Source organism: Nocardioides houyundeii, from assembly GCF_002865585.1.
Classification (GTDB): Bacteria; Actinomycetota; Actinomycetes; order Propionibacteriales; family Nocardioidaceae; genus Nocardioides; species Nocardioides houyundeii.
This window is the reverse complement of sequence record NZ_CP025581.1, coordinates 1921274-1939411: the sequence shown is the minus strand read 5'-3', so window position 1 is coordinate 1939411 and position 18138 is coordinate 1921274. Positions and strand designations below refer to the sequence as shown.

General features: G+C 71.2%; 16 protein-coding genes and 2 pseudogenes. 3 read left to right on the top strand and 15 right to left on the bottom strand.

What is annotated here, in order from left to right; translation table 11 throughout:
* Nucleotides 1-9 precede the first annotated feature (9 nt).
* Both C0R66_RS09305 and C0R66_RS09300 read left to right on the top strand, forming a co-directional pair.
* Nucleotides 10-891 (top strand): diacylglycerol/lipid kinase family protein, encoded by an 882-nt coding sequence (locus tag C0R66_RS09305; protein ID WP_101524458.1) that lies wholly within the window; start codon nucleotides 10-12, stop codon nucleotides 889-891.
* The gene (locus C0R66_RS09300; protein WP_101524457.1) at nucleotides 888-3677 is read left to right on the top strand and encodes a DEAD/DEAH box helicase; all 2790 of its coding nucleotides are present in this window, start codon (nucleotides 888-890) and stop codon (nucleotides 3675-3677) included. The genes C0R66_RS09305 and C0R66_RS09300 overlap by 4 nt, the downstream gene beginning before the upstream one ends.
* 89 nt (nucleotides 3678-3766) lie before the next feature.
* Here the strand turns inward: C0R66_RS09300 and C0R66_RS09295 are convergent, their stop codons facing one another.
* The 13 genes and pseudogenes from C0R66_RS09295 to urtA all read right to left on the bottom strand — a co-directional run bounded on the left by C0R66_RS09295 (nucleotide 3767) and on the right by urtA (nucleotide 14732).
* Entirely contained in the window at nucleotides 3767-4429 is a 663-nt protein-coding gene (locus tag C0R66_RS09295) for an SDR family oxidoreductase (RefSeq protein WP_101524456.1), read from the bottom strand.
* A gap of 49 nt (nucleotides 4430-4478) precedes the next feature.
* Nucleotides 4479-5420 carry a 5'-3' exonuclease gene (locus C0R66_RS09290; RefSeq protein ID WP_420818784.1) on the bottom strand — a complete coding sequence of 314 codons (942 nt, stop codon included), beginning with the start codon at nucleotides 5418-5420 and terminating at the stop codon, nucleotides 4479-4481.
* A 19-nt stretch (nucleotides 5421-5439) separates the two neighbouring features.
* Entirely contained in the window at nucleotides 5440-6180 is a 741-nt protein-coding gene (locus C0R66_RS09285; RefSeq protein ID WP_101524455.1) for an urease accessory protein UreD, read from the bottom strand.
* Nucleotides 6161-6880: an urease accessory protein UreG gene (gene ureG, locus C0R66_RS09280; RefSeq protein ID WP_101524454.1), complete on the bottom strand. Its 720-nt coding sequence runs from the start codon at nucleotides 6878-6880 to the stop codon at nucleotides 6161-6163. Before ureG ends, C0R66_RS09285 begins: the two co-directional genes overlap by 20 nt.
* Nucleotides 6873-7553, bottom strand: coding sequence for an urease accessory protein UreF (locus C0R66_RS09275; RefSeq protein ID WP_101524453.1), 681 nt, complete (start codon nucleotides 7551-7553; stop codon nucleotides 6873-6875). The genes ureG and C0R66_RS09275 overlap by 8 nt, the downstream gene beginning before the upstream one ends.
* On the bottom strand, nucleotides 7553-9256 hold the full coding sequence (locus tag C0R66_RS09270; RefSeq protein WP_101526157.1) for an urease subunit alpha: 1704 nt from the start codon (nucleotides 9254-9256) through the stop codon (nucleotides 7553-7555). The genes C0R66_RS09275 and C0R66_RS09270 overlap by 1 nt, the downstream gene beginning before the upstream one ends.
* On the bottom strand, nucleotides 9249-9587 hold the full coding sequence (gene ureB, locus C0R66_RS09265) for an urease subunit beta (protein WP_240181760.1): 339 nt from the start codon (nucleotides 9585-9587) through the stop codon (nucleotides 9249-9251). The genes C0R66_RS09270 and ureB overlap by 8 nt, the downstream gene beginning before the upstream one ends.
* An 8-nt stretch (nucleotides 9588-9595) precedes the next feature.
* The gene (locus C0R66_RS09260) at nucleotides 9596-9898 is read right to left on the bottom strand and encodes an urease subunit gamma (protein ID WP_101524452.1); all 303 of its coding nucleotides are present in this window, start codon (nucleotides 9896-9898) and stop codon (nucleotides 9596-9598) included.
* 16 nt (nucleotides 9899-9914) lie between these two features.
* Nucleotides 9915-10598 (bottom strand): ATP-binding cassette domain-containing protein, encoded by a 684-nt coding sequence (locus C0R66_RS09255; protein WP_101526156.1) that lies wholly within the window; start codon nucleotides 10596-10598, stop codon nucleotides 9915-9917.
* Nucleotides 10598-11353, bottom strand: a complete 756-nt coding sequence (gene urtD / locus C0R66_RS09250) for an urea ABC transporter ATP-binding protein UrtD (RefSeq protein WP_101524451.1) — start codon at nucleotides 11351-11353, stop codon at nucleotides 10598-10600. The genes C0R66_RS09255 and urtD overlap by 1 nt, the downstream gene beginning before the upstream one ends.
* Before the next feature lie 175 nt (nucleotides 11354-11528).
* A pseudogene (gene urtC / locus C0R66_RS20270) lies at nucleotides 11529-12377 on the bottom strand (urea ABC transporter permease subunit UrtC); the annotation flags it as partial.
* Between the two features lie 89 nt (nucleotides 12378-12466).
* Nucleotides 12467-13432 carry an urea ABC transporter permease subunit UrtB gene (gene urtB, locus C0R66_RS09240; protein ID WP_241901400.1) on the bottom strand — a complete coding sequence of 322 codons (966 nt, stop codon included), beginning with the start codon at nucleotides 13430-13432 and terminating at the stop codon, nucleotides 12467-12469.
* Between the two features lie 55 nt (nucleotides 13433-13487).
* Entirely contained in the window at nucleotides 13488-14732 is a 1245-nt protein-coding gene (gene urtA, locus C0R66_RS09235) for an urea ABC transporter substrate-binding protein (RefSeq protein ID WP_240311711.1), read from the bottom strand.
* A 122-nt stretch (nucleotides 14733-14854) separates the two neighbouring features.
* Here urtA and C0R66_RS20405 point away from each other — a divergent pair.
* Nucleotides 14855-15115, top strand: a pseudogene (locus tag C0R66_RS20405) (AsnC family protein); the annotation flags it as partial.
* A 438-nt stretch (nucleotides 15116-15553) separates the two neighbouring features.
* On the opposite strand, the gene C0R66_RS09225 reads toward C0R66_RS20405, so the two are convergent.
* Together C0R66_RS09225 and C0R66_RS09220 are read right to left on the bottom strand one after the other, a co-directional pair.
* Nucleotides 15554-16507: a type IV toxin-antitoxin system AbiEi family antitoxin domain-containing protein gene (locus C0R66_RS09225; RefSeq protein WP_101524449.1), complete on the bottom strand. Its 954-nt coding sequence runs from the start codon at nucleotides 16505-16507 to the stop codon at nucleotides 15554-15556.
* Nucleotides 16508-16683: 176 nt separating this feature from the next.
* Nucleotides 16684-18138 carry a KamA family radical SAM protein gene (locus tag C0R66_RS09220; protein WP_101524448.1) on the bottom strand — a complete coding sequence of 485 codons (1455 nt, stop codon included), beginning with the start codon at nucleotides 18136-18138 and terminating at the stop codon, nucleotides 16684-16686.

The following is an 18138-nucleotide window of genomic DNA, read 5'->3' as shown; positions in this document are numbered from 1 at the left end:
GTCTCCGGCGTGAGCAGCAGCCCGCGCGAGATCGCGCTCGTCACCAGCCCGGCCGCGGGCAAGGGTCTCGGCCCCGGCCTCCGAGCAGCCGTGGCGCGGCGACTGCGCGACAGCGGCCTGGTGGTGCGCGACCTGATGGGCGGCGACGGGGAGGAGACCCTGAGCCTGACCCGGCACGCCGTCGGCCAGGGGGCCGACGGGGTGGTGGTGATCGGCGGGGACGGGATGTTCCACCTCGGGCTCCAGGCCGTCGCCGGGACCGACGTACCCATCGGGATGGTGCCGTGCGGCACCGGCAACGACGTGGCGCGCTACTTCGACCTGCCACGGCAGGACCCGATGGCGGCCGTGGACCGGATCATCGCCCACCGGACCCGGACCATCGACCTGGCCAGGTCGGGCGACCGCTGGTTCGTGACCGTCCTGGCGGCGGGCTTCGACGCGGTCGTCAACGAGCGCGCCAACCAGATGCGCTGGCCCCGGGGCCAGATGCGCTACCAGCTGGCGACCTTGGCGGAGCTGCGCACCTTCCAGCCGCTGCACTACACCCTGGACCTCGACGGCGAGGTACGCCGGGTGGAGGCGATGCTGGTGGCGGTGGGCAACGGCCCCTCCTTCGGCGGGGGACTGCGGATCACCGAGGGGGCGCTGCTGGACGACGGGCTGCTGGACGTGGTGATCATCAAGCCGATGTCCCGGACCGGCCTGGTCCGTACCTACCCCAAGCTCTTCGCGGGCACCCACGTCACCCACCCGAAGTACGAGCACCACCGGGTGCGCAAGGTGACAGTCGCCGCGGCCGGGATCGTCGCCTACGCCGACGGCGAGCGCTTCGGTGCCCTGCCGCTGAGCGTCGAGTGTGTGGGGGGTGCGCTTAAGGTCTGGGTATGAGCTCTCCGTCCGAGGCCTACGCCGCGTTCCGCCGGGATCAACAGCACCCGGTCCTGGTCGACTTCGCAGGGCAGTACTCCTTCGGGCTCGACGACTTCCAGATCCGAGCCTGCCGCGAGATCGAGGACGGCCGAGGCGTGCTGGTCGCCGCGCCGACGGGGTCGGGCAAGACGGTGGTGGGGGAGTTTGCGGTGCACCTGGCGCTGGCGACCGGGCGCAAGTGCTTCTACACCACCCCGATCAAGGCGCTGTCCAACCAGAAGTACCACGACCTGGTGGAGCGCTACGGCAGCGAGCAGGTCGGCCTGCTCACCGGGGACCACACGATCAACGGCGAGGCGCCGGTGGTGGTGATGACCACCGAGGTGCTGCGCAACATGCTCTACGCCGGCTCCCGCACCCTGCTGGGGCTGGGTTTCGTGGTGATGGACGAGGTGCACTACCTGGCGGACCGCGCCCGTGGCGCGGTCTGGGAGGAGGTGATCATCCACCTGCCCGAGTCGGTGTCGGTGGTCTCGCTCTCCGCGACCGTCTCCAACGCCGAGGAGTTCGGTGAGTGGCTCGCCACGGTGCGCGGCGACACCACCACGATCGTGGAGGAGCGGCGGCCGGTGCCGCTGTTCCAGCACGTGATGGTCGGTCGGCGCATCCTCGACCTGTTCGCCAAGTCCGACGTCGACGCCAGCGCCGGCTTCGTCAAGGAGGGAGCGCCGGTCAACGGCGAGCTGCTGCGCGTCTCCCGCGACGACTGGGCCAGCTCCCGGCTGATGCGCGACCGCCGGGCGCCACGCAAGGGTCGCTCGGGGGCCACCAAGGGCCCACGGGACGTGGGCAACGGCCGCCGGGTCTGGATCCCCAGCCGGGTCGACGTCATCGAACAGCTCGACAAGCAGGGCCTGCTGCCGGCCATCGTCTTCATCTTCAGCCGGGTCGGGTGCGACGCCGCGGTCACCCAGTGCCTGTCCGCGGGCGTGCGGCTGACCTCTCCTGCGGAGCGCGACGAGATCGCGGCCTTCGTCGAGGAGCGCTGCCGGCACCTGCCCGAGGACGACCGGCACGTCCTGGGCTACCACGAGTTCCTGGACGGCCTGACGCGCGGCGTCGCGGCCCACCACGCCGGCATGCTGCCCACGTTCAAGCAGTGCGTGGAGGACCTCTTCACCCGGGGGTTGTGCAAGGTGGTCTTCGCCACCGAGACCCTGGCACTGGGCATCAACATGCCCGCTCGCACGGTGGTGATCGAGAAGCTGTCGAAGTGGAACGGCGAGACGCACGCGGACATCACGCCCGGGGAGTACACCCAGCTCACCGGACGCGCGGGGCGTCGCGGGCTCGATGTCGAGGGGCACGGCGTCGTGCTGTGGCAGCCCGGCATGGACCCGCGCGAGCTGGCCGGCCTGGCCTCCACCCGCACCTATCCGCTGCGCTCGTCGTTCCGCCCCTCCTACAACATGGCGGTCAACCTGGTCGCCCAGTTCGGCCGGGCCCGGTCGCGTGAGCTGCTGGAGATGTCGTTCGCCCAGTTCCAGGCCGACAAGGCGGTCGTCGGGCTGGCCAAGCAGCTGCACAAGGCCCAGGAGGCCCTCGAGGGCTACCGCGAGGCGGCCACCTGCCACGTGGGTGACTTCATGGAGTACGCCGACCTGCGACGGCGCATCTCCGAGCTCGAGAAGGGCGCCGCCCGGGCGCGCAAGGCCGACCGTCGCGAGGAGGCGCTCGCCTCGCTGCAGCAGCTCAGGCCCGGCGACGTGATCCAGGTGCCGGCGGGGAAGTTCTCCGGGTTCGCCGTCGTCATCGACCCGGGTCTGGCCAGCCCCACCGAGCCGCGTCCCTACGTGGTGACCCAGGACCGGCAGGCCCGGCGACTGGCCATCATGGACTTCCCCACCCCGGTGCAGGCCCTCACCCGGATCCGGATCCCCAAGTCCTTCAACGGTCGCAACCCGCAGATGCGCAAGGACCTGGTCGCCACGCTGCGCGCCCGCACCCACGACCTGACTCCGCCGCCACGTCACGGCGGCGGCCGCGGCGGCCCGGTGCCCGACAGCCCCGTCGAGCGCGAGATCGAGGATCTGCGCCGCCAGCTCAAGCAGCACCCCTGTCACCAGTGCCCCGAGCGCGAGGACCACTCCCGGTGGGCCGAGCGGTGGTTCAAGCTGGACCGGGACTCCGCCACCCTCAAGCGGCGGGTCGAGCAGCGCACCAACACCGTGGCGCGGACCTTCGACCGGGTCTGCGACGTGCTCACCGCCCTGGACTACCTGGCCGACGACAAGGTCACCGAGCGCGGGTCCCGGCTGCGTCGGGTCTACACCGACATGGACCTGGTCGCTGCGGAGTCCCTGCGCCACGGGCTGTGGGACGGCCTCGACGCCTCCGAGCTCGCCGCCGTGCTCTCGGTGCTCGTCTACGAGGCGCGCCGGGCCGACGACGCCTCCGCCCCGCGTGTGCCGGGCGGCGCGGTCAGCGAGACCATCGCGGAGATGGTCCGGCTGTGGGCCGAGCTCGAGGCCCTGGAGAAGGAACACCGGCTGGACTTCCTCCGCGAGCCCGACCTGGGGTTCGCCTGGGCGGCGTACCGCTGGGCGGAGGGCGACGACCTCGACGACGTGCTCGGCGCCGTCGACCTGGCGGCAGGAGACTTCGTGCGCTGGATGAAGCAGCTGCTCGACCTCACCGGTCAGGTCGCCGACGCCGCGGGTGACACCTCGTTGCGCCGGGTCGCGCGCGAGTCGGTCAAGCGGCTGCGGCGCGGCGTGGTGGCGTACTCCGCCTTCTCGGCCTAGGTCCGTCCCGCCCCGCGGGTGCATGTGCGCGGGTGGGGCGGGCGTACAGCGGTCCGGCGCCGCCCCAGGCCGCGCGGGCCGCGCAGGCCTCAGCCGGTGACGGCCAGCGCCACCGCGTCGTCCACCGGGGTGTCGCCCGAGACGAGCTCCCACTGTCGGCCCACGGCCGCTTCGGAGTCCAGCACCGCCGCCAGCACGGCAGCGACGTCGGCTCGGGGGATGCTGCCCCGCGTGACGTGCTCGGCCAGCTGGACGCGGCCCAGGGCATCGTCGTCGGTGAGGGCGCCCGGGCGGATGATCGTCCAGTCCAGCCCGCTGTCGCGCAGCGCCACGTCGGCGTCCCGCTTGGCCTCCACGTAGGCCTTCCACACCTCGGCGGTGTCGTCGGGGAGGGCGTCGTCCACGCCGATCGCGGAGAGCTGGACGAACCGGGTGATCCCGGCCTGCCGTGCGCCCTCGATGGACTTCAGGGAGCCCTCGAGGTCGACGGTCCGCTTGCGCTCCACGTTGCCGTCCGCCCCGCCACCGGCCGCGAAGACCACCGCGTCGCAGCCCTCGAACGCCGTGGCGAACCCCGCGGCGTCGTCCGCCTCGATGTCCAGCAGGCGCACCTCGGCGCCCAGCGCCTCCAGCTCGGCCCGATAGCTGTCCTTGCGGACCAGGGCCACGGGCGTGTGCCCGGCGGCGACGAGAATCGGGTGCAGGTGACGGGCCACGTTTCCGTGGCCCCCGACGACAGCGATATGGCTCATGTCACCAACCTAGGCACCAGGGGCAAGCCGGTGCCGCGGCGCCGGCCCGTCAGGAGTCCTCGGGACCGGTCAGTGCCGTGACCACCCGGGTCAGCGGCCCCTCGAGGTTCCAGCGTCCGCTCAGCTCGACGACGGCGTCGGGGTCGCGGGGGGTGCGGGGGAGCAGCGCGTCGACCGGTCCCAGGTCGAGGTCGCGCACCACGGCGACCACCGTGGGAGCGACCGCGAGGTAGTCGGCGGCGTCCTTGATCTTGCGCCGCGGCCCTGGTGCCAGATCCGAGTCGGGATCCTCCGCGGCAGCCAGGATGCCGGGCACGTCGCCGAAGCGGCCCAACAGGGTGGCCGCCGTCTTGTCCCCGACCCCGGGGACTCCGGGCAGGCCGTCCGAGGCGTCCCCGCGCAGCGTCGCGAAGTCGGCGTACTGGTGGGCCTCGACGTCGTACTTGGCACGCACCACCTCACCGGTGACCCGCTCGTGCTTGCTCACCCCCCGAGCGGTGTACAGCACCCGGACCTGCGCCTCGTCGTCGACGAGCTGGAACAGGTCGCGGTCACCGGTGACGATCTCCACCGGCATCCCGGCGTCGGTCGCGAGCGTCCCGATCACGTCGTCGGCCTCGTGCTGGTCCGCCCCCACGACGCTGATGCCCAGCGCCCGGAGCACCTCGAGGATGATCGGGATCTGTGCCTCCAGCGGGTCGGGCACCTCCTCCACGTCCGGGGACTCCCCGGGGCGCTCGGCCACCACCCGGTGGGCCTTGTAGGTGGGCAGCAGGTCCACCCGCCACTGCGGACGCCAGTCGTTGTCCCAGCAGCAGACCAGGTGCGTGGGGCGGTAGTCGGTGACCAACCGGGCGATGAACTCAAGCAGGCCGCGCACCGCGTTGACGTTGGTGCCGTCGGGCGCCTTGATCTCCGGGACCCCGAAAAACGCCCGGAAGTAGAGGCTGGCGGTGTCCAGGAGCATCAGGCGCGGCGCGGGTTCGGTCACGACGAGGATCCTGCCAGACTCAGTCCGCGGCGGCGCTGGAGCGCACGAGCTCCTGCCAGGTGGACTCGAGGGAGGCCAGGTGGGCCGCTGGGGCGAGCCGTCGGTGCACCACGCCGCCGGCCGCGAGGTTGAACGCCGCTGGGTCGTCGCTGACCCGTCCGGGACGGAGATCGGTGACCTGGTCGAGCACCCGGTTCGCGCCCAGCATCCCGGGCACCTGCGACACCGGTCCCAGGTCCAGGGTCTCCACCAGGACCGGCGACCCGTGCCGTGCGGCGTACGTCGTGGTGGTGAGCCGTCCGGGTCCCTCCCCGCTGCGGCCCAGCACCAGGGTCTCCCGGAGCAGGCACCCGGCGTCCGGCGCGAGGAGCACCGTGGTGCTGCGGTGCACCCGTGCCTGCTCGGAGACGACGAACGGCGCGGTGTGCCACACCAGGAGGCCACCGGGCTCGACGTCGATCGTGGTGTGCCAGCCCGCGGCCGCCTCGTCCGTGGCGTAGGCGACCGTGCCCGCGGGCTCGGTGATCTCCAGCCGGCACCCGGCGCCCACCCGTACGTCGAGCCGGACCTGGTCCCCGCCCAGCAACAGCGCCTGAGCAGCCAGCAGGGCGACCCGGGCACCCGTGCGGTCCCGGCCCAGGAGCTGGCCCCGGAGCCCCCCGTGACGCAGCCCCACCGCCACCGGGCCGGAGGCCGTGCGCGCCACCGAGATCCCGGTGGTGAGCGCCCCGACCGTCACGTCACGGGTGGCTGTGGGCATGAGCCGACACCGGGTGGTCCGCGGGGTGCGGGTGGTCGTGGGCGGGCATCGGTCCCGGGTCCGTGGGGACCAGGCGTCCGCGCCGGAGCTCGGCCAGCTGGGCCTTCACCCACGAGACCAGCGCCTCCACGGAGGCCGCGTCGTGGCGGGACAGGGCGACCACGGGCCGCCCGTCCCGGGCGCGGGTGGCGTCGGCGACCATCTGCGCCACGTCCACGCCGACATGGGGCGCCAGGTCGGTCTTGTTGACCACCAGCAGGTCGGCACGCTCGATCCCCGGCCCGCCCTTGCGGGCCACGTCGCCGCCGCCGGCGACGTCGAGGACGAAGATCTGGACGTCGACCAGTGCGGGGGAGAACGTCGCGGTCAGGTTGTCCCCGCCGGACTCCACCAGCACGAGGTCGAGCGGGAAGAAGCGCTCCTCGAGGTCCTCCACCGCCGTGAGGTTGGCGGTGACGTCGTCCCGGATGGCGGTGTGCGGGCAGGCTCCCGTCTCCACGCCGACGATCCGCTCGGCGGGCAGCACCCCGGCGGAGCGCAGGAAGCGGGCGTCCTCGTCGGTGTAGATGTCGTTGGTGATCACCCCGAGCTGGTGGGTCGCGGCGAGCTCTCGGCACAGCGTGGCGATCAGTGAGCTCTTCCCGGTGCCGACGGGTCCGCAGACTCCCAGTCGCAGGGTGCTTCTGACGGTCTCAGGCACGGAACAGCCTCCTCGTGGTGTGGGCGTGGGCCTGTGCCCACTCCTCGATCTGCGGTGCGGCCAGCGACGGGATGTCGCCGGGCGTTCGGGCCCCGGCCACCTGGGTCGCCAGCCGGTCGATCTCGCCGAGCTGCTCCCAGACCCAGCCGGTGGCGACCACCGGGTCGCCGGGCGCGAGCTTGAGCCCGGCCGCCACGACGGTCTGCACGTCGTCGTAGGCGACGACCTGGGCGAGGTGGTGGGCGTCGAGGCCGGTCCGGGCCGCGACCGCGCCGAGCACCAGCGGCCGGGCGGGACTCGGCAGCGCCCCCAGCGCTGCCAGGTCGGCCCCGGTGAGCCAGAGCCGACGGGCCAGCCGGAGCAGGCCCCGACCCAGCTCGGCGGAGGTCTCCCGCTGGGCCGCGCTGGGCGTGCGGGCCGCCCAGTGGGCATGCACCAGGCCGAGGTCGCCGTGCCCCAGGGTGACGTGCCGAGCCACGACCGCGGTCGCCGCCTCGGTCCGTACGACGGTCGCCAGCCGCGTCCGGCAGTAGCCGACGATGCCCTCGGAGCTCAGCCCGGCCAGCAGCGCCGGCTCCAGGCCACCGGACTGGGTGTGCCCGCCCACCGGGAGGCGGGCGTCGGAGAGCAGCAGCGAGACCGCGCTGGAGGAGAGGCTCTGCACCGGCGGCATCAGAACATCGAGTAGAGCTGGGCCAGGGGCAGCACCTGGGCCGGGGCGGGCTCCACCCGTTCGCCGTCGACGTCGATCGCGAACGTCTCCGGGTCGATGTCGATCCGCGGGCAGGCGTCGTTGTTGACCATGTCGGCCTTGCCGACCTCCCGGGTCGGGGCCACCGCCACCAGGCCGCGGCGCAGCCCGAGCCGCTCACCCAGGCCGTCGGCAAGCGCGGCGGGAGAGACGAAGGTGACGGCATGGTCCGAGGCGTCGCCGTCGACCAGGGCGGGCCGCATCAGCACCAGCTGCGGGGTGGGGATCGAGGCGTTGGGGTCGCCCAGCGCGCCCAGCACCAGGGCACCGCCCTTGAGGACCAGCTCGGGGCGGATCCCGAAGAACCGGGGGTCCCACAGCACCAGGTCCGCCATCTTGCCGGCCTCCACCGACCCGACGTGGTCGGCGATGCCGTGGGCGATCGCCGGGTTGATCGTGTACTTGGCGACGTACCGGCGGGCGCGCTCGTTGTCGGCCGGCAGGGAGGTCCCCAGTGAGCCGCGGCGGTGCTTCATCACGTGCGCCACCTGCCAGGTGCGGCACACGACCTCGCCGATGCGACCCATGGCCTGGGCGTCGGAGGAGGTGATGGACATCGCTCCGAGGTCGTGCAGCACGTCCTCGGCGGCGATCGTGGTCGCGCGGATCCGGGACTCCGCAAAGGCCAGGTCCTCGGGCACCCGCGGGTCGAGGTGGTGGCAGACCATCAGCATGTCGAGGTGCTCGGCCACGGTGTTGACGGTGTGCGGGAGCGTGGGGTTGGTCGAGCCGGGGATCACGTGGCCCAGGGAGGCGACCTTCATGATGTCCGGGGCGTGCCCACCGCCCGCGCCCTCGGCGTGGAAGGCGTGGATCGAGCGACCGGCGATCGCGGCGATCGTGGACTCCAGGAAGCCGGCCTCGTTGAGGCTGTCCGAGTGCAACGCGACCTGGACGCCGTACTCGTCAGCGGCGCGCAGGGCAGCGTCGATGGCGGCCGGGGTCGAGCCCCAGTCCTCGTGCACCTTGTACGCCGCCGCTCCGGCCAGCGCCTGCTCGCGCAGCCCCTCGGCGCTCACCGTGTTGCCCTTGGCCATGAGCAGCACGTTGACCGGCAGCCGGTCCAGGGCGCGGTGCACGGTCTGCAGGTGCCAGGCCCCCGGGGTCACGGTGGTGGCCCGCGAGCCCTCGGAGGGCCCGGTGCCGCCGCCGCCGAGCGTGGTCGTGCCCGTGGCGAGCGCCTCGTGGACCTGGGAGGTGGAGAGGAAGTGGACGTGGACGTCGATGGCGCCCGCGGTCAGGATCCGGCCCTCTCCGGAGATCACGTCCGTCGAGGGACCGATGACCAGCTGGGGATGGACCCCGTCGGCGATGTCGGGGTTGCCGGCCCGTCCCAGCGCGACGATCCGGCCGTCGCGGATGCCGACGTCGGCGCGGACCACTCCCCAGTGGTCGAGCACCACAGCGTTGGTGATCACGGTGTCCAGGGCGCCCTCGGCACGCGAGCGCGTCGACTGCGCCATGGACTCCCGGATCGACTTGCCGCCGCCGAAGACCGCCTCCTCGCCGCCGAAGGTGAGGTCACGCTCCACCTCGATCCACAGGTCGGTGTCGCCCAGGCGGACCTGGTCGCCCACCGTGGGGCCGTAGAGCGCGGCGTACTCCGCGCGGGGGATCTCAAGCATCGAGCCCACCGGCCGCCTTGCCCCGCTGGATCCCGGGCACCACGCGGGCTCCGCGCAGCGCCACCAGGTCGACCTCGCGGGAGGCGCCGGGCTCGAAGCGCCGGGAGGTGCCCGAGGCGATGTCGAGGCGGAAGCCGTGCGCGGCCGCCCGGTCGAACTCCAGCGCCGCGTTGGCGTCCGGCAGGTGCAGGTGCGACCCGATCTGGACGGGGCGGTCCCCGGTGTTGACCACGACCAGCCGCAGCCGCTCCTCGGGGCCGCGGTCTGCGTTGAGACGGTGCGTCCCGGGGGCGACCCGGACCGCCCCGGGACCTTCGGTGGACAGTGACACGAGGGCTCCTAGCTGATCGGGTCGTGGAGGGTGACGAGCTTGCGGCCGTCGGGGAAGGTCGCCTCGACCTGCACGTCGTGCAGCATCTCGGCCACCCCGGGCATCACCTGGTCGCGGCGCAGCACCTCTCGGCCCGCGCTCATCAGGTCGGTGACCCCGGCACCCTCGCGGGCCCGCTCGATCACCCACGTGGCCAGCAGGGCGACCGCCTCGGGATGGTTCAGCAGCACCCCGCGCTCCAGGCGGTCCCGGGCGACCATGCCCGCCACGGAGAGCAGCAGCTTCTCGGTGTCTGAAGGTGTCAGGTGCAAGGTGGGTCCTTCGCTCTCAGACGGCCATCAGCGAGCGGACCTCGTCGGCGGCGCCGACACCGGTGCCCCCCTGGGCGGTGATCCTGCCGGAGGCCAGGACGTGGTAGTCCTGGGTCGCTCGCAGCGCGAAGCCTACGTGCTGCTCGACCAGCAGCACCGACAAGTCACCACGCGTGGTCAGGTCGGTGATCACCTGCTCGATCTCGGCCACCACGTTGGGCTGGATGCCTTCGGTGGGCTCGTCCAGGATGAGCATCCTGGGCTTGGTGAGCAGGGTCCGGGCGATGGCGAGCTGCTGCCGCTGACCACCGGAGAGCAGACCGGCCCGGCGGGGGAGCAGGGTCTTCAGGGCCGGGAACAGGTCCAGCATCTCCTCGATCGCCGAGCGGTCCTTGCCCGCGACCAGCTGCAGGTTCTCCAGGGTGGTCATCTGTCCGAACGACTGCTGTCCCTGGGGCACGTAGCCGATGCCCCGTCGCACCCGTTGGTGGGGGCGCATCCTGGTGACGTCCTCGCCGTCGAGCAGCACCTTCCCCGAGGTCAGGGGCAGCAGTCCGACCGCGGCCCGCAGCAGGGTGGTCTTGCCGGCCCCGTTGTGGCCGATCACCGAGGCGGCGCCGCCGCTGGGGATGCTCAGCGAGACCCCGTGCAGGATCCTGGTGCGGCCGTAGCCTCCGACGACGTCCAGCATCTCGAGCATCAGGCTGCCCCTTCCACGGTGTGACCGAGGTACACGCGCTGCACCTCGGGGTTGGCACGGATCTCCTCCACGCTCCCGTGCGCCAGCACGGTGCCGCCGCTCATCACGGTCACCACGTCGGCGTAGGCCCGGACGAAGTCCATGTCGTGCTCGATCACCACGATGGTGCGCTCCTTGCCGATCCGGTGCAGCAGCTCCCCGGTCTGGGTGCGCTCCTCCCCGGACATCCCGGCCACGGGCTCGTCGAGCAGCATCACCCTGGCGTCCTGGACCAGCAGCATGCCGATCTCCAGCCACTGCTTCTGGCCGTGGGAGAGCACCCCCGCAGGCCGGTCGGCGAGGTCGGTCAGGCCCACCGTCTCCAGCGCCGCGTGCACGTAGTCGGGCACCCCTCGCCGCGGTCGCAGCATCGACCAGGCGCGGCGGTGCACCCCGCCCGCGATGTCGAGGTTCTGCACCACCGTGAGCTCCTCGAAGACGGTGGCGGTCTGGAAGGTCCGCCCGATGCCGAGCCGGACGATCTTGTGCGACGGCATGTCCAGCAGGTTGTGGTTGTCGTAGGAGGCCAGCCCCGAGGCCTTGACCAGCCCGGTGAGAGCGTCGACGACCGTGGTCTTGCCGGCACCGTTCGGGCCGATGAGGAAGTGCACCTGTCCCTGGAGCAGGGTCAGGTCCACCCCGTCGACCGCGACGAACCCGTCGAACTCGACGCGGATCCCGCGTACCTCCAGGTAGTCGCGCCGCCGTTCGCTCATGCCGGCACCTCCTCGTTCTCGCGCTGGGGCTCCTTGGACCTGGTGCTTCGCCGGCCGGTCGGGCGTGCGGTCGGGCGCAGTCGGCCCAGCAGGCCGGAGAGCTGGGCGAGACCCCCGGGAGCAGGAGGACGACCAGGATGAACAGGGCGCCCTGGAAGTAGGACCAGGACCCGGGGAAGGACTCCGAGAGCGAGGTCTCGGCATACCCGACGATCAGCGCGCCCACGGCCGGGCCCATCAGCGAGGCCCGCCCACCGAGCGCCACACCGGCCACCATGGCGATGGAGGCGCCCACGCCCACGTCGTCGGGGGAGATGATGCCCACGACCGGGACGAACAGGGCCCCGCCGATGCTGGCCAGCACTGCCGCCACGACGTACGCCAGGAGCTTGATGTTGGCCGGGTCGTGGCCGAGGAAGCGGACCCGCTCCTCGGCGTCGCGGGTGGCGACCAGGAGCTCACCGAACCTGCTGCGGTACAGCAGCGCCATCAGGGCGATCGAGCCCAGCAGCACCCCTGCGGTGATGTAGTAGACCAGCTGCTTGTTGACCGGGTCGTAGAGGGAGTAGCCGAAGAAGCTCTGGAAGTTGTTGAGCCCGTTGAAGCCGCCCGTGGTCTTGACCTGGCCGATGAGCAGGATGGCGAAGGCCGCGGTCAGGGCCTGGGACAGGATCGCGAAGTAGGCGCCCTTGACCCGTCGCTTGAAGATGGCCACGCCGAGCGCGGCCGCGACGAGCGCCGGCAGCAGCACGATCGCGGCCAGCGTCGCCGCCGGGCTGCGGAACGGCTCCCACCACAGCGGCATCTCGCCGCCGGCGTAGAGCATCATGAAGTCGGGCACCTCGCCCGGGCCGGCGTCGGAGAGCTTGAGGTGCATCGCCATCGCGTAGGCACCGAGCCCGAAGTAGAGGCCCTGCCCCAGGACCAGCATGCCGCCGCGGCCCCAGGCCAGGCCGATGCCGACGGCGGCGATCGCGTAGCAGCAGTACTTGGCGAGCAGACCGAGCCGGAAGTCGCTGAGCATCGCCGGGGCCAGCACCAGCAGGCCCAGGGCGAGCGCGACCCATCCGGCCAGGCTCAGCACACGGGCGCGGCGGGGAGTGCTGAGGACGCTCATGCCAGGCTCCTGGTCCGCACCGCGAAGATGCCCTGGGGGCGGGCCTGGAGGAAGACCACGATGGCCAGGAAGACCAGCACCTTGGCGATGCTGCCGCTGGTCGCGTACTCCAGGAAGGACTGGGTCAGGCCGATGGCGAACGCCGCGATCACGGTGCCCTTGAGCTGGCCGATGCCGCCGACCACCACGACCAGGAATGCCTCGACGATGTAGGAGGAGCCGATGGTGGGTCCGGTCGAGCCCAGCAGGGTCAGCGCGACGCCCGCGATGCCCGCCAGGCCGGAACCCAGGAAGAACGTGATCCGGTCGGTACGCCGGGTGGAGACGCCGACGGTCTCGGCCAGGTCGCGGTTGCTCACCGTGGCGCGCACCTGGCGTCCCAGCGCGGTGTACTTCAGCACCGCCACCACCCCCAGCAGGCACACCAGGGAGAGGACCAGCAGGAAGAGCCGGGCGAGCGGGAAGTCGTAGCCCAGCACGGGCACCGAGCCCGAGAGCCACGACGGCGAGGGCACCTCCTTGGCGGGGGCGCCGAAGATGTCGCGGGCGACCTGCTGGAGCACCAGCCCCACGCCGTAGGTGACCAGCAGCGTGTCGAGCGGGCGGTGGTACATCCAGCGGATCACCCCCGCCTCGAGCAGCACCCCGAGGAGGCCGCCGACCACGAAGCCCACCGGCAGCGCGACGAGCAGTCCCAGCTCGGCGTTGCCCAGCACCGAGTTGATGACGTAGGCGGTGTAGGCGCCGGCCATGATGAACTCGCCGTGCGCCATGTTGATGACGCCCATCTGACCGAAGGTCAGGGTGAGGCCGATGGCGATGAGCAGGAGGACCCCGCCGGCCGAGAGGCCGGTGAAGACCTGGGACAGGAACACGTCCACGGTGCCACGCCCCTTCTGGGGATAGGGCCCGACGGCACTGCCGTCGGGCGAGGGAGCCGGGTCGCGGACGCAGACCCCCATCTCGTCCGCGACCCGGCTGGATCTGGTCAGGACCTGCTGCGGTCCTGCGCCGGGGTCACTCGCCTTCCCACCACGGGTAGGTCTCCAGGAAGGGGTCGGGCTCGATCGGCTCGTCGGAGGACCACACGGTCTCGATCAGGCCGTCGGGACGGATCTCCCCGATCAGGGCGGTCTTGGCGATGTGGTGGTTCTCGCCGTTCACCGTGACCGAGCCTTCCGGGGCGTCGAAGGTGACCCCCTCGGCGGCGTCGATGACGTCGTCGGTGGCGAAGGACTCGGCCTTCTCGACCATGCCCTTCCACAGGTAGAGCGAGGTGTAGGCCGCCTCCATCGGGTCCGAGGTGACGGACTTGGCGCCGTTCGCCTCCTTGAAGGCCGACACGAACGCCTCGTTCGTCGGCGTCTCGATGGTCTGGTAGTAGTTCCACGCGGTGTACTGCCCCACGAGGTTGTCGACCCCGACGCCCGGCACCTCCTCCTCGGCGATGGAGACCGAGACCACCGGCATGGACTCGGCCGTGAGGCCCTTGCCCTTGTACTCCTTGAAGAAGGCCACGTTGGAGTCGCCGTTGAGGGTGTTGAAGACGGCGTCGGCGCCGGCCTTCTTCACCTTGTCGACCACGGTGCCGAAGTTGGTGGAGCCCAGCGGCTGGTACTCCTCGCCGAGGACCTCGATGCCGTGCTCGGCGGCGTACGCCTGGATGATCGCGTTGGCGGTGCGGGGGAAGACGTAGTCCGAGCCCACCAGGAAGATCGACTTGATGCCCTTCTCGTCCTTGAGGTAGTCCAGGCCCGGGATGATCTGCTGGTTGGTGGTGGCACCGGTGTAGAAGATGTTGCGCGAGGCCTCGAGACCCTCGTACTGCACGGGGTAGAAGAGCAGGGAGTTCTTGCCCTCGAAGACCGGGAGCATCGCCTTGCGCGAGCTGGAGGTCCAGCCACCGAAGACGGCCGCGACGCAGTCCTGGTCGATCAGCTTGGTGGCCTTCTCGGCGAACACCGTGGGCTCGGACTGGCCGTCCTCGCTGACGATCTCGAGCTGCTTGCCCAGGACGCCACCGTCTGCGTTGATCTCCTCGGCGGCCATCGAGAGCGACTTGAAGACCGTGGTCTCGCTGATCGCCATCGTGCCGGACAGGGAGTTGAGGAAGCCGACCTTGATGCTGTCGCCGTCAGTCTTGACGCACGACTCGGCGGCCTCGGAGGTCTCTCCGGCCTTGGCGCCGCACCCGGCGAGGGCGCTGGAGAGGACGACGGCACTGAGCATGCCGCCGATCAGGCGTGGGGTTCTGGGGTTCAAGGTGGTGACCCTCTCTGTGCTGCGCCGCCGCTGGGGGCAGGCGCCTGGGCCGGGGGTCACGACACTGTGTCCCGGGGAACGCGCTGAGTCTGTTGAGCGCGTGTTTCCGCCAGCCACCTCAGATGTCACCGAGTGGTAACAGCATGTTTCGTTGCGACGACAACAACCTCGATCTGGACACGGGACGGGCCTGGGAGCAACCTGCGGTACCGCGCCTGGCGTTTGCCGCGGCCACTCTTCGAGCACGCCCGCAGGCCGGCGCCGGTTCCTCTAGGGTTCGCGGCGTGAGTACTCCTGAGGTAGAAGCGACCGACCGCAAGATCCTCGGCCTGCTGGCCGCCGACGGTCGGATGTCCTACACCGACCTGGGCCGAGCGACTGGACTGTCCACCTCCGCGGTGCATCAGCGCGTCAAGCGCCTGGAGTCCCGGGGCCTGATCAAGGGCTACGGCGCGACCATCGACCACGTGCAGACGGGGTTGCCCCTCACCGCCTTCGTCTCCATCCGTCCCTTCGACCCCGCGCAGCCCGACGACTATCCCCAGCGCCTGGAGCAGATCACCGAGATCGAGTCCTGCTGGTCGGTGGCGGGGAGGAGTCCTACATCCTCAAGGTCCGGGTCGCGACCCCCGCCGACCTCGAGAACCTGCTGGCCCGGATCCGGCACGCGGGGAACGTCTCGACGCGGACCACGATCGTGCTCTCCACGCCGTTCGAGAGCCGCCCGGTGGCGGAGAGTGCAGGAAACCCCGGCTGAGCGGGGATCCCTGCGCTTCGAGGGGCATGCATTCCCCCCTAACCGCAGGAAGAGGCCACCAACCTCACTGATCGGCCCGGATCCTGGACTCCAAGACGCGCCGAATCCGCAGCGCGAGCTCACGTGGGCGATTGAGGTCCGACCAGGTGATGCGCAGGCACACCCAACCGGTGAGCTGACAGATCCGCTCCTCACGCCGCTTCTCACGCAGGACGTAGTCCTCCAACGTCTCACCCGGACGTCGGTGCTCTTGGTACTTCGCGGCACCGTCGAACTCGATGAACACGCCGTGCTCGGGCAACGCGAAGTCCACCCGGGCGAAGGGACGCCCGTGCTCGTCATGGATCTGGAACTGGGGGATGGGTTTGGGCAGGTGGTTCGCCCACATGAAGTACGCCGTACGCGTCTCGCCCGGTGACTCCAGGCGTGGGTCGGCCAGGCGCACCACCAGGTTGGCGCCGATGCTGCTCGGCCAGAACCGCAGGTCGTGGGCCAGTTCCGCCACATCCGCGGGAGTCGTCAGGCCCAGGTGCAGCAGACCGTTCACGCTCACCAGCGCCGACTCGACGCCGGTCATCGAGGTCATCTCGACCGCGCACCGCGTGGGCGAGGTAACGCGCACGTCACGTAGATCGCACAGGTGCTCCGCCGGCGTTGGAGCACGATGGTGGACCACCCCCGCCTCTCTGCGCCCACCCTTGCCGTCCGCCCGACTCAGATGGACCTCGTCGAGCGGCACGCCCCAGACCGGCACACCCCATTCGATCGCGGCCGACACATGGCTCAGCGACGAGCTCGGATGCGCGGTGCGCAGCACGGCGCGACATCGCAGCCGGTAGCGATCGGTCTCCGACAGGGACCGCCACGCCTCCCCGTCGGCGTACGCGCCGCGCCGGATCCGGTGCCAGGCCCCGCACCGGACCATGCGCACGATGTGGCGGTCGTCGTACCCCTGGTCGAGGACGTCTCGTCGGAGGAAGACGAGGTTCTCGAGGTCGACCAGCTCCGGTGCTGTCATGGTCCGAGCCTGCAGGGAGACCCGTCCTCGGGTACGCCGGCAGCACCCGTCCTGTGGAGATGGGCCGGCCCACCTGGGGCTGTGGAGAAAAGCTGGTGTGGCTTCCTACGGGTTCGGGGGCATGCACGCCCCCCGAACCGAGGGGATCCCCGGCCAGGCGGGGATCCCTGCGACCCTCAGCGCGCCTGGAGCATCGCCAACCGCCGCGACGCCTCGGCGACCTCGGCGGCCTTCAGCTGCGTCTCCTCGAGCCGACCGTGCTGGGCCCACCAGGCCTGACCCTCCGGGGGCAGGGTGTGGATCGGGTCGTAGTACTCGTAGGTGCGGGTCAGCGCCTCGGGGTCGGCCGCCTCGATGGAGGTCCGGTAGTTCTTCGTCCAGTAGGAGATGCCGCGCTCGTGGTCGTAGTCGGCCAGCTGGTGCACCCACCGCTTGCCGACGAACGGTACGTCGCACACGATGCGCGGAGTGGCGAAGCCGGGGAGGTAGCCCATGATGTGGTGCTGGAGCCGCTGGGCATCGGCGACCGAGACCCGCCAGTGCTCCGAGAACGGGATCATGTCGCACATGTAGAAGTAGTAGGGCATGACCTGCGCCCCGTCGAGCAGTGCGAAGCACAGGTCGAGCAGCGTGTGCGGATCGGCGTTCACCCCGTTGAGCAGGACGCCCTGGTTGCGCACGTCGCGGACCCCGGCGTCCAGCATGGCCCGGCTGGCCTCGGCGACCAGGGGAGTGATCGAGTTGGCGTGGTTCGCGTGGGTGTGGATGGCCAGCGAGACCCCTCGTGAGCGCGCCAGCTGGGCGACGCGCTGGACCCCTTCGACCACCTCCGGCTGGAGCCAGTGCTGGGGCAGCCCGACGAGCGCCTTGGTGGCGAGCCGGATGTCGCGGATGTTCTCGATCGCCAGCAGCTCGGTGAGGAACGACTCCAGCCGCAGCCACGGCATGTTGGCCACGTCCCCGCCCGAGACCACGACGTCGCGCACCGCGGGGCTGCGACGCAGGTAGTCCAGCATGTCGCCCAGGCGATCGGCTGGCTTGGCGGTGAACTTGAGCTTCTCGATGACGGGCGTGGAGTTGCCGACCAGGTCCATCCGGGTGCAGTGCCCGCAGTACTGCGGGCAGGTGGGCAGCAGCTCTGCCAGGACCTTGGTCGGGTAGCGGTGCGTCAGCCCCTCCGCGACCCACATGTCGTGCTCGTGCAGGGAGTCCCGGGCGGCGTGCGGGTGCGAGGCCCAGTCGGTACGCCGGTCCGAGAAGACCGGCAGCATGTAGCGACGGATCGGGTCGGCGTACAGCGCCTCGGTCAGCGAACCCGGGCCGGCGCTGCTCGGGGCCGGGACCATGGTGTTCATCATCTGCGGGGGCACCAGCATCGACATGGTGGCTCGCTCGGCCTGGTCACGCTCCAGGTCGGCGTAGAAGCGGTCGTCGACCAGGTCACCGAGCAGCTCGCGCAGCTGACGGACGTTCTTGATGCAGTGCGCGCGCTGCCACTGCGCCGAGGCCCAGTCCTGTGCGGTCACGTCGCGCCAGCCCGGGAACCGCGTCCAGTCGGGCTCCACGAGCTCCACCCGCTGGTAGGGGTAGGGCTGATCGGTGGCCAGCCCAACGGCGGTCTCGATGCTCAT

What these genes read in the sequence shown, in the direction of transcription:
- C0R66_RS09300 (WP_101524457.1), top strand. Translation starts at nt 888, where the DNA reads ATGAGCTCTCCGTCCGAGGCCTACGCCGCGTTCCGCCGGGATCAACAG.
- C0R66_RS09295 (WP_101524456.1), bottom strand. Translation starts at nt 4,429, where the DNA reads ATGAGCCATATCGCTGTCGTCGGGGGCCACGGAAACGTGGCCCGTCAC.
- C0R66_RS09285 (WP_101524455.1), bottom strand. Translation starts at nt 6,180, where the DNA reads ATGCCCACAGCCACCCGTGACGTGACGGTCGGGGCGCTCACCACCGGG.
- C0R66_RS09275 (WP_101524453.1), bottom strand. Translation starts at nt 7,553, where the DNA reads ATGCCGCCGGTGCAGAGCCTCTCCTCCAGCGCGGTCTCGCTGCTGCTC.
- C0R66_RS09270 (WP_101526157.1), bottom strand. Translation starts at nt 9,256, where the DNA reads ATGCTTGAGATCCCCCGCGCGGAGTACGCCGCGCTCTACGGCCCCACG.
- C0R66_RS09255 (WP_101526156.1), bottom strand. Translation starts at nt 10,598, where the DNA reads ATGCTCGAGATGCTGGACGTCGTCGGAGGCTACGGCCGCACCAGGATC.
- urtD (WP_101524451.1), bottom strand. Translation starts at nt 11,353, where the DNA reads ATGAGCGAACGGCGGCGCGACTACCTGGAGGTACGCGGGATCCGCGTC.
- urtB (WP_241901400.1), bottom strand. Translation starts at nt 13,432, where the DNA reads ATGGGGGTCTGCGTCCGCGACCCGGCTCCCTCGCCCGACGGCAGTGCC.
- C0R66_RS09225 (WP_101524449.1), bottom strand. Translation starts at nt 16,507, where the DNA reads ATGACAGCACCGGAGCTGGTCGACCTCGAGAACCTCGTCTTCCTCCGA.
- C0R66_RS09220 (WP_101524448.1), bottom strand. Translation starts at nt 18,138, where the DNA reads ATGAGCATCGAGACCGCCGTTGGGCTGGCCACCGATCAGCCCTACCCC.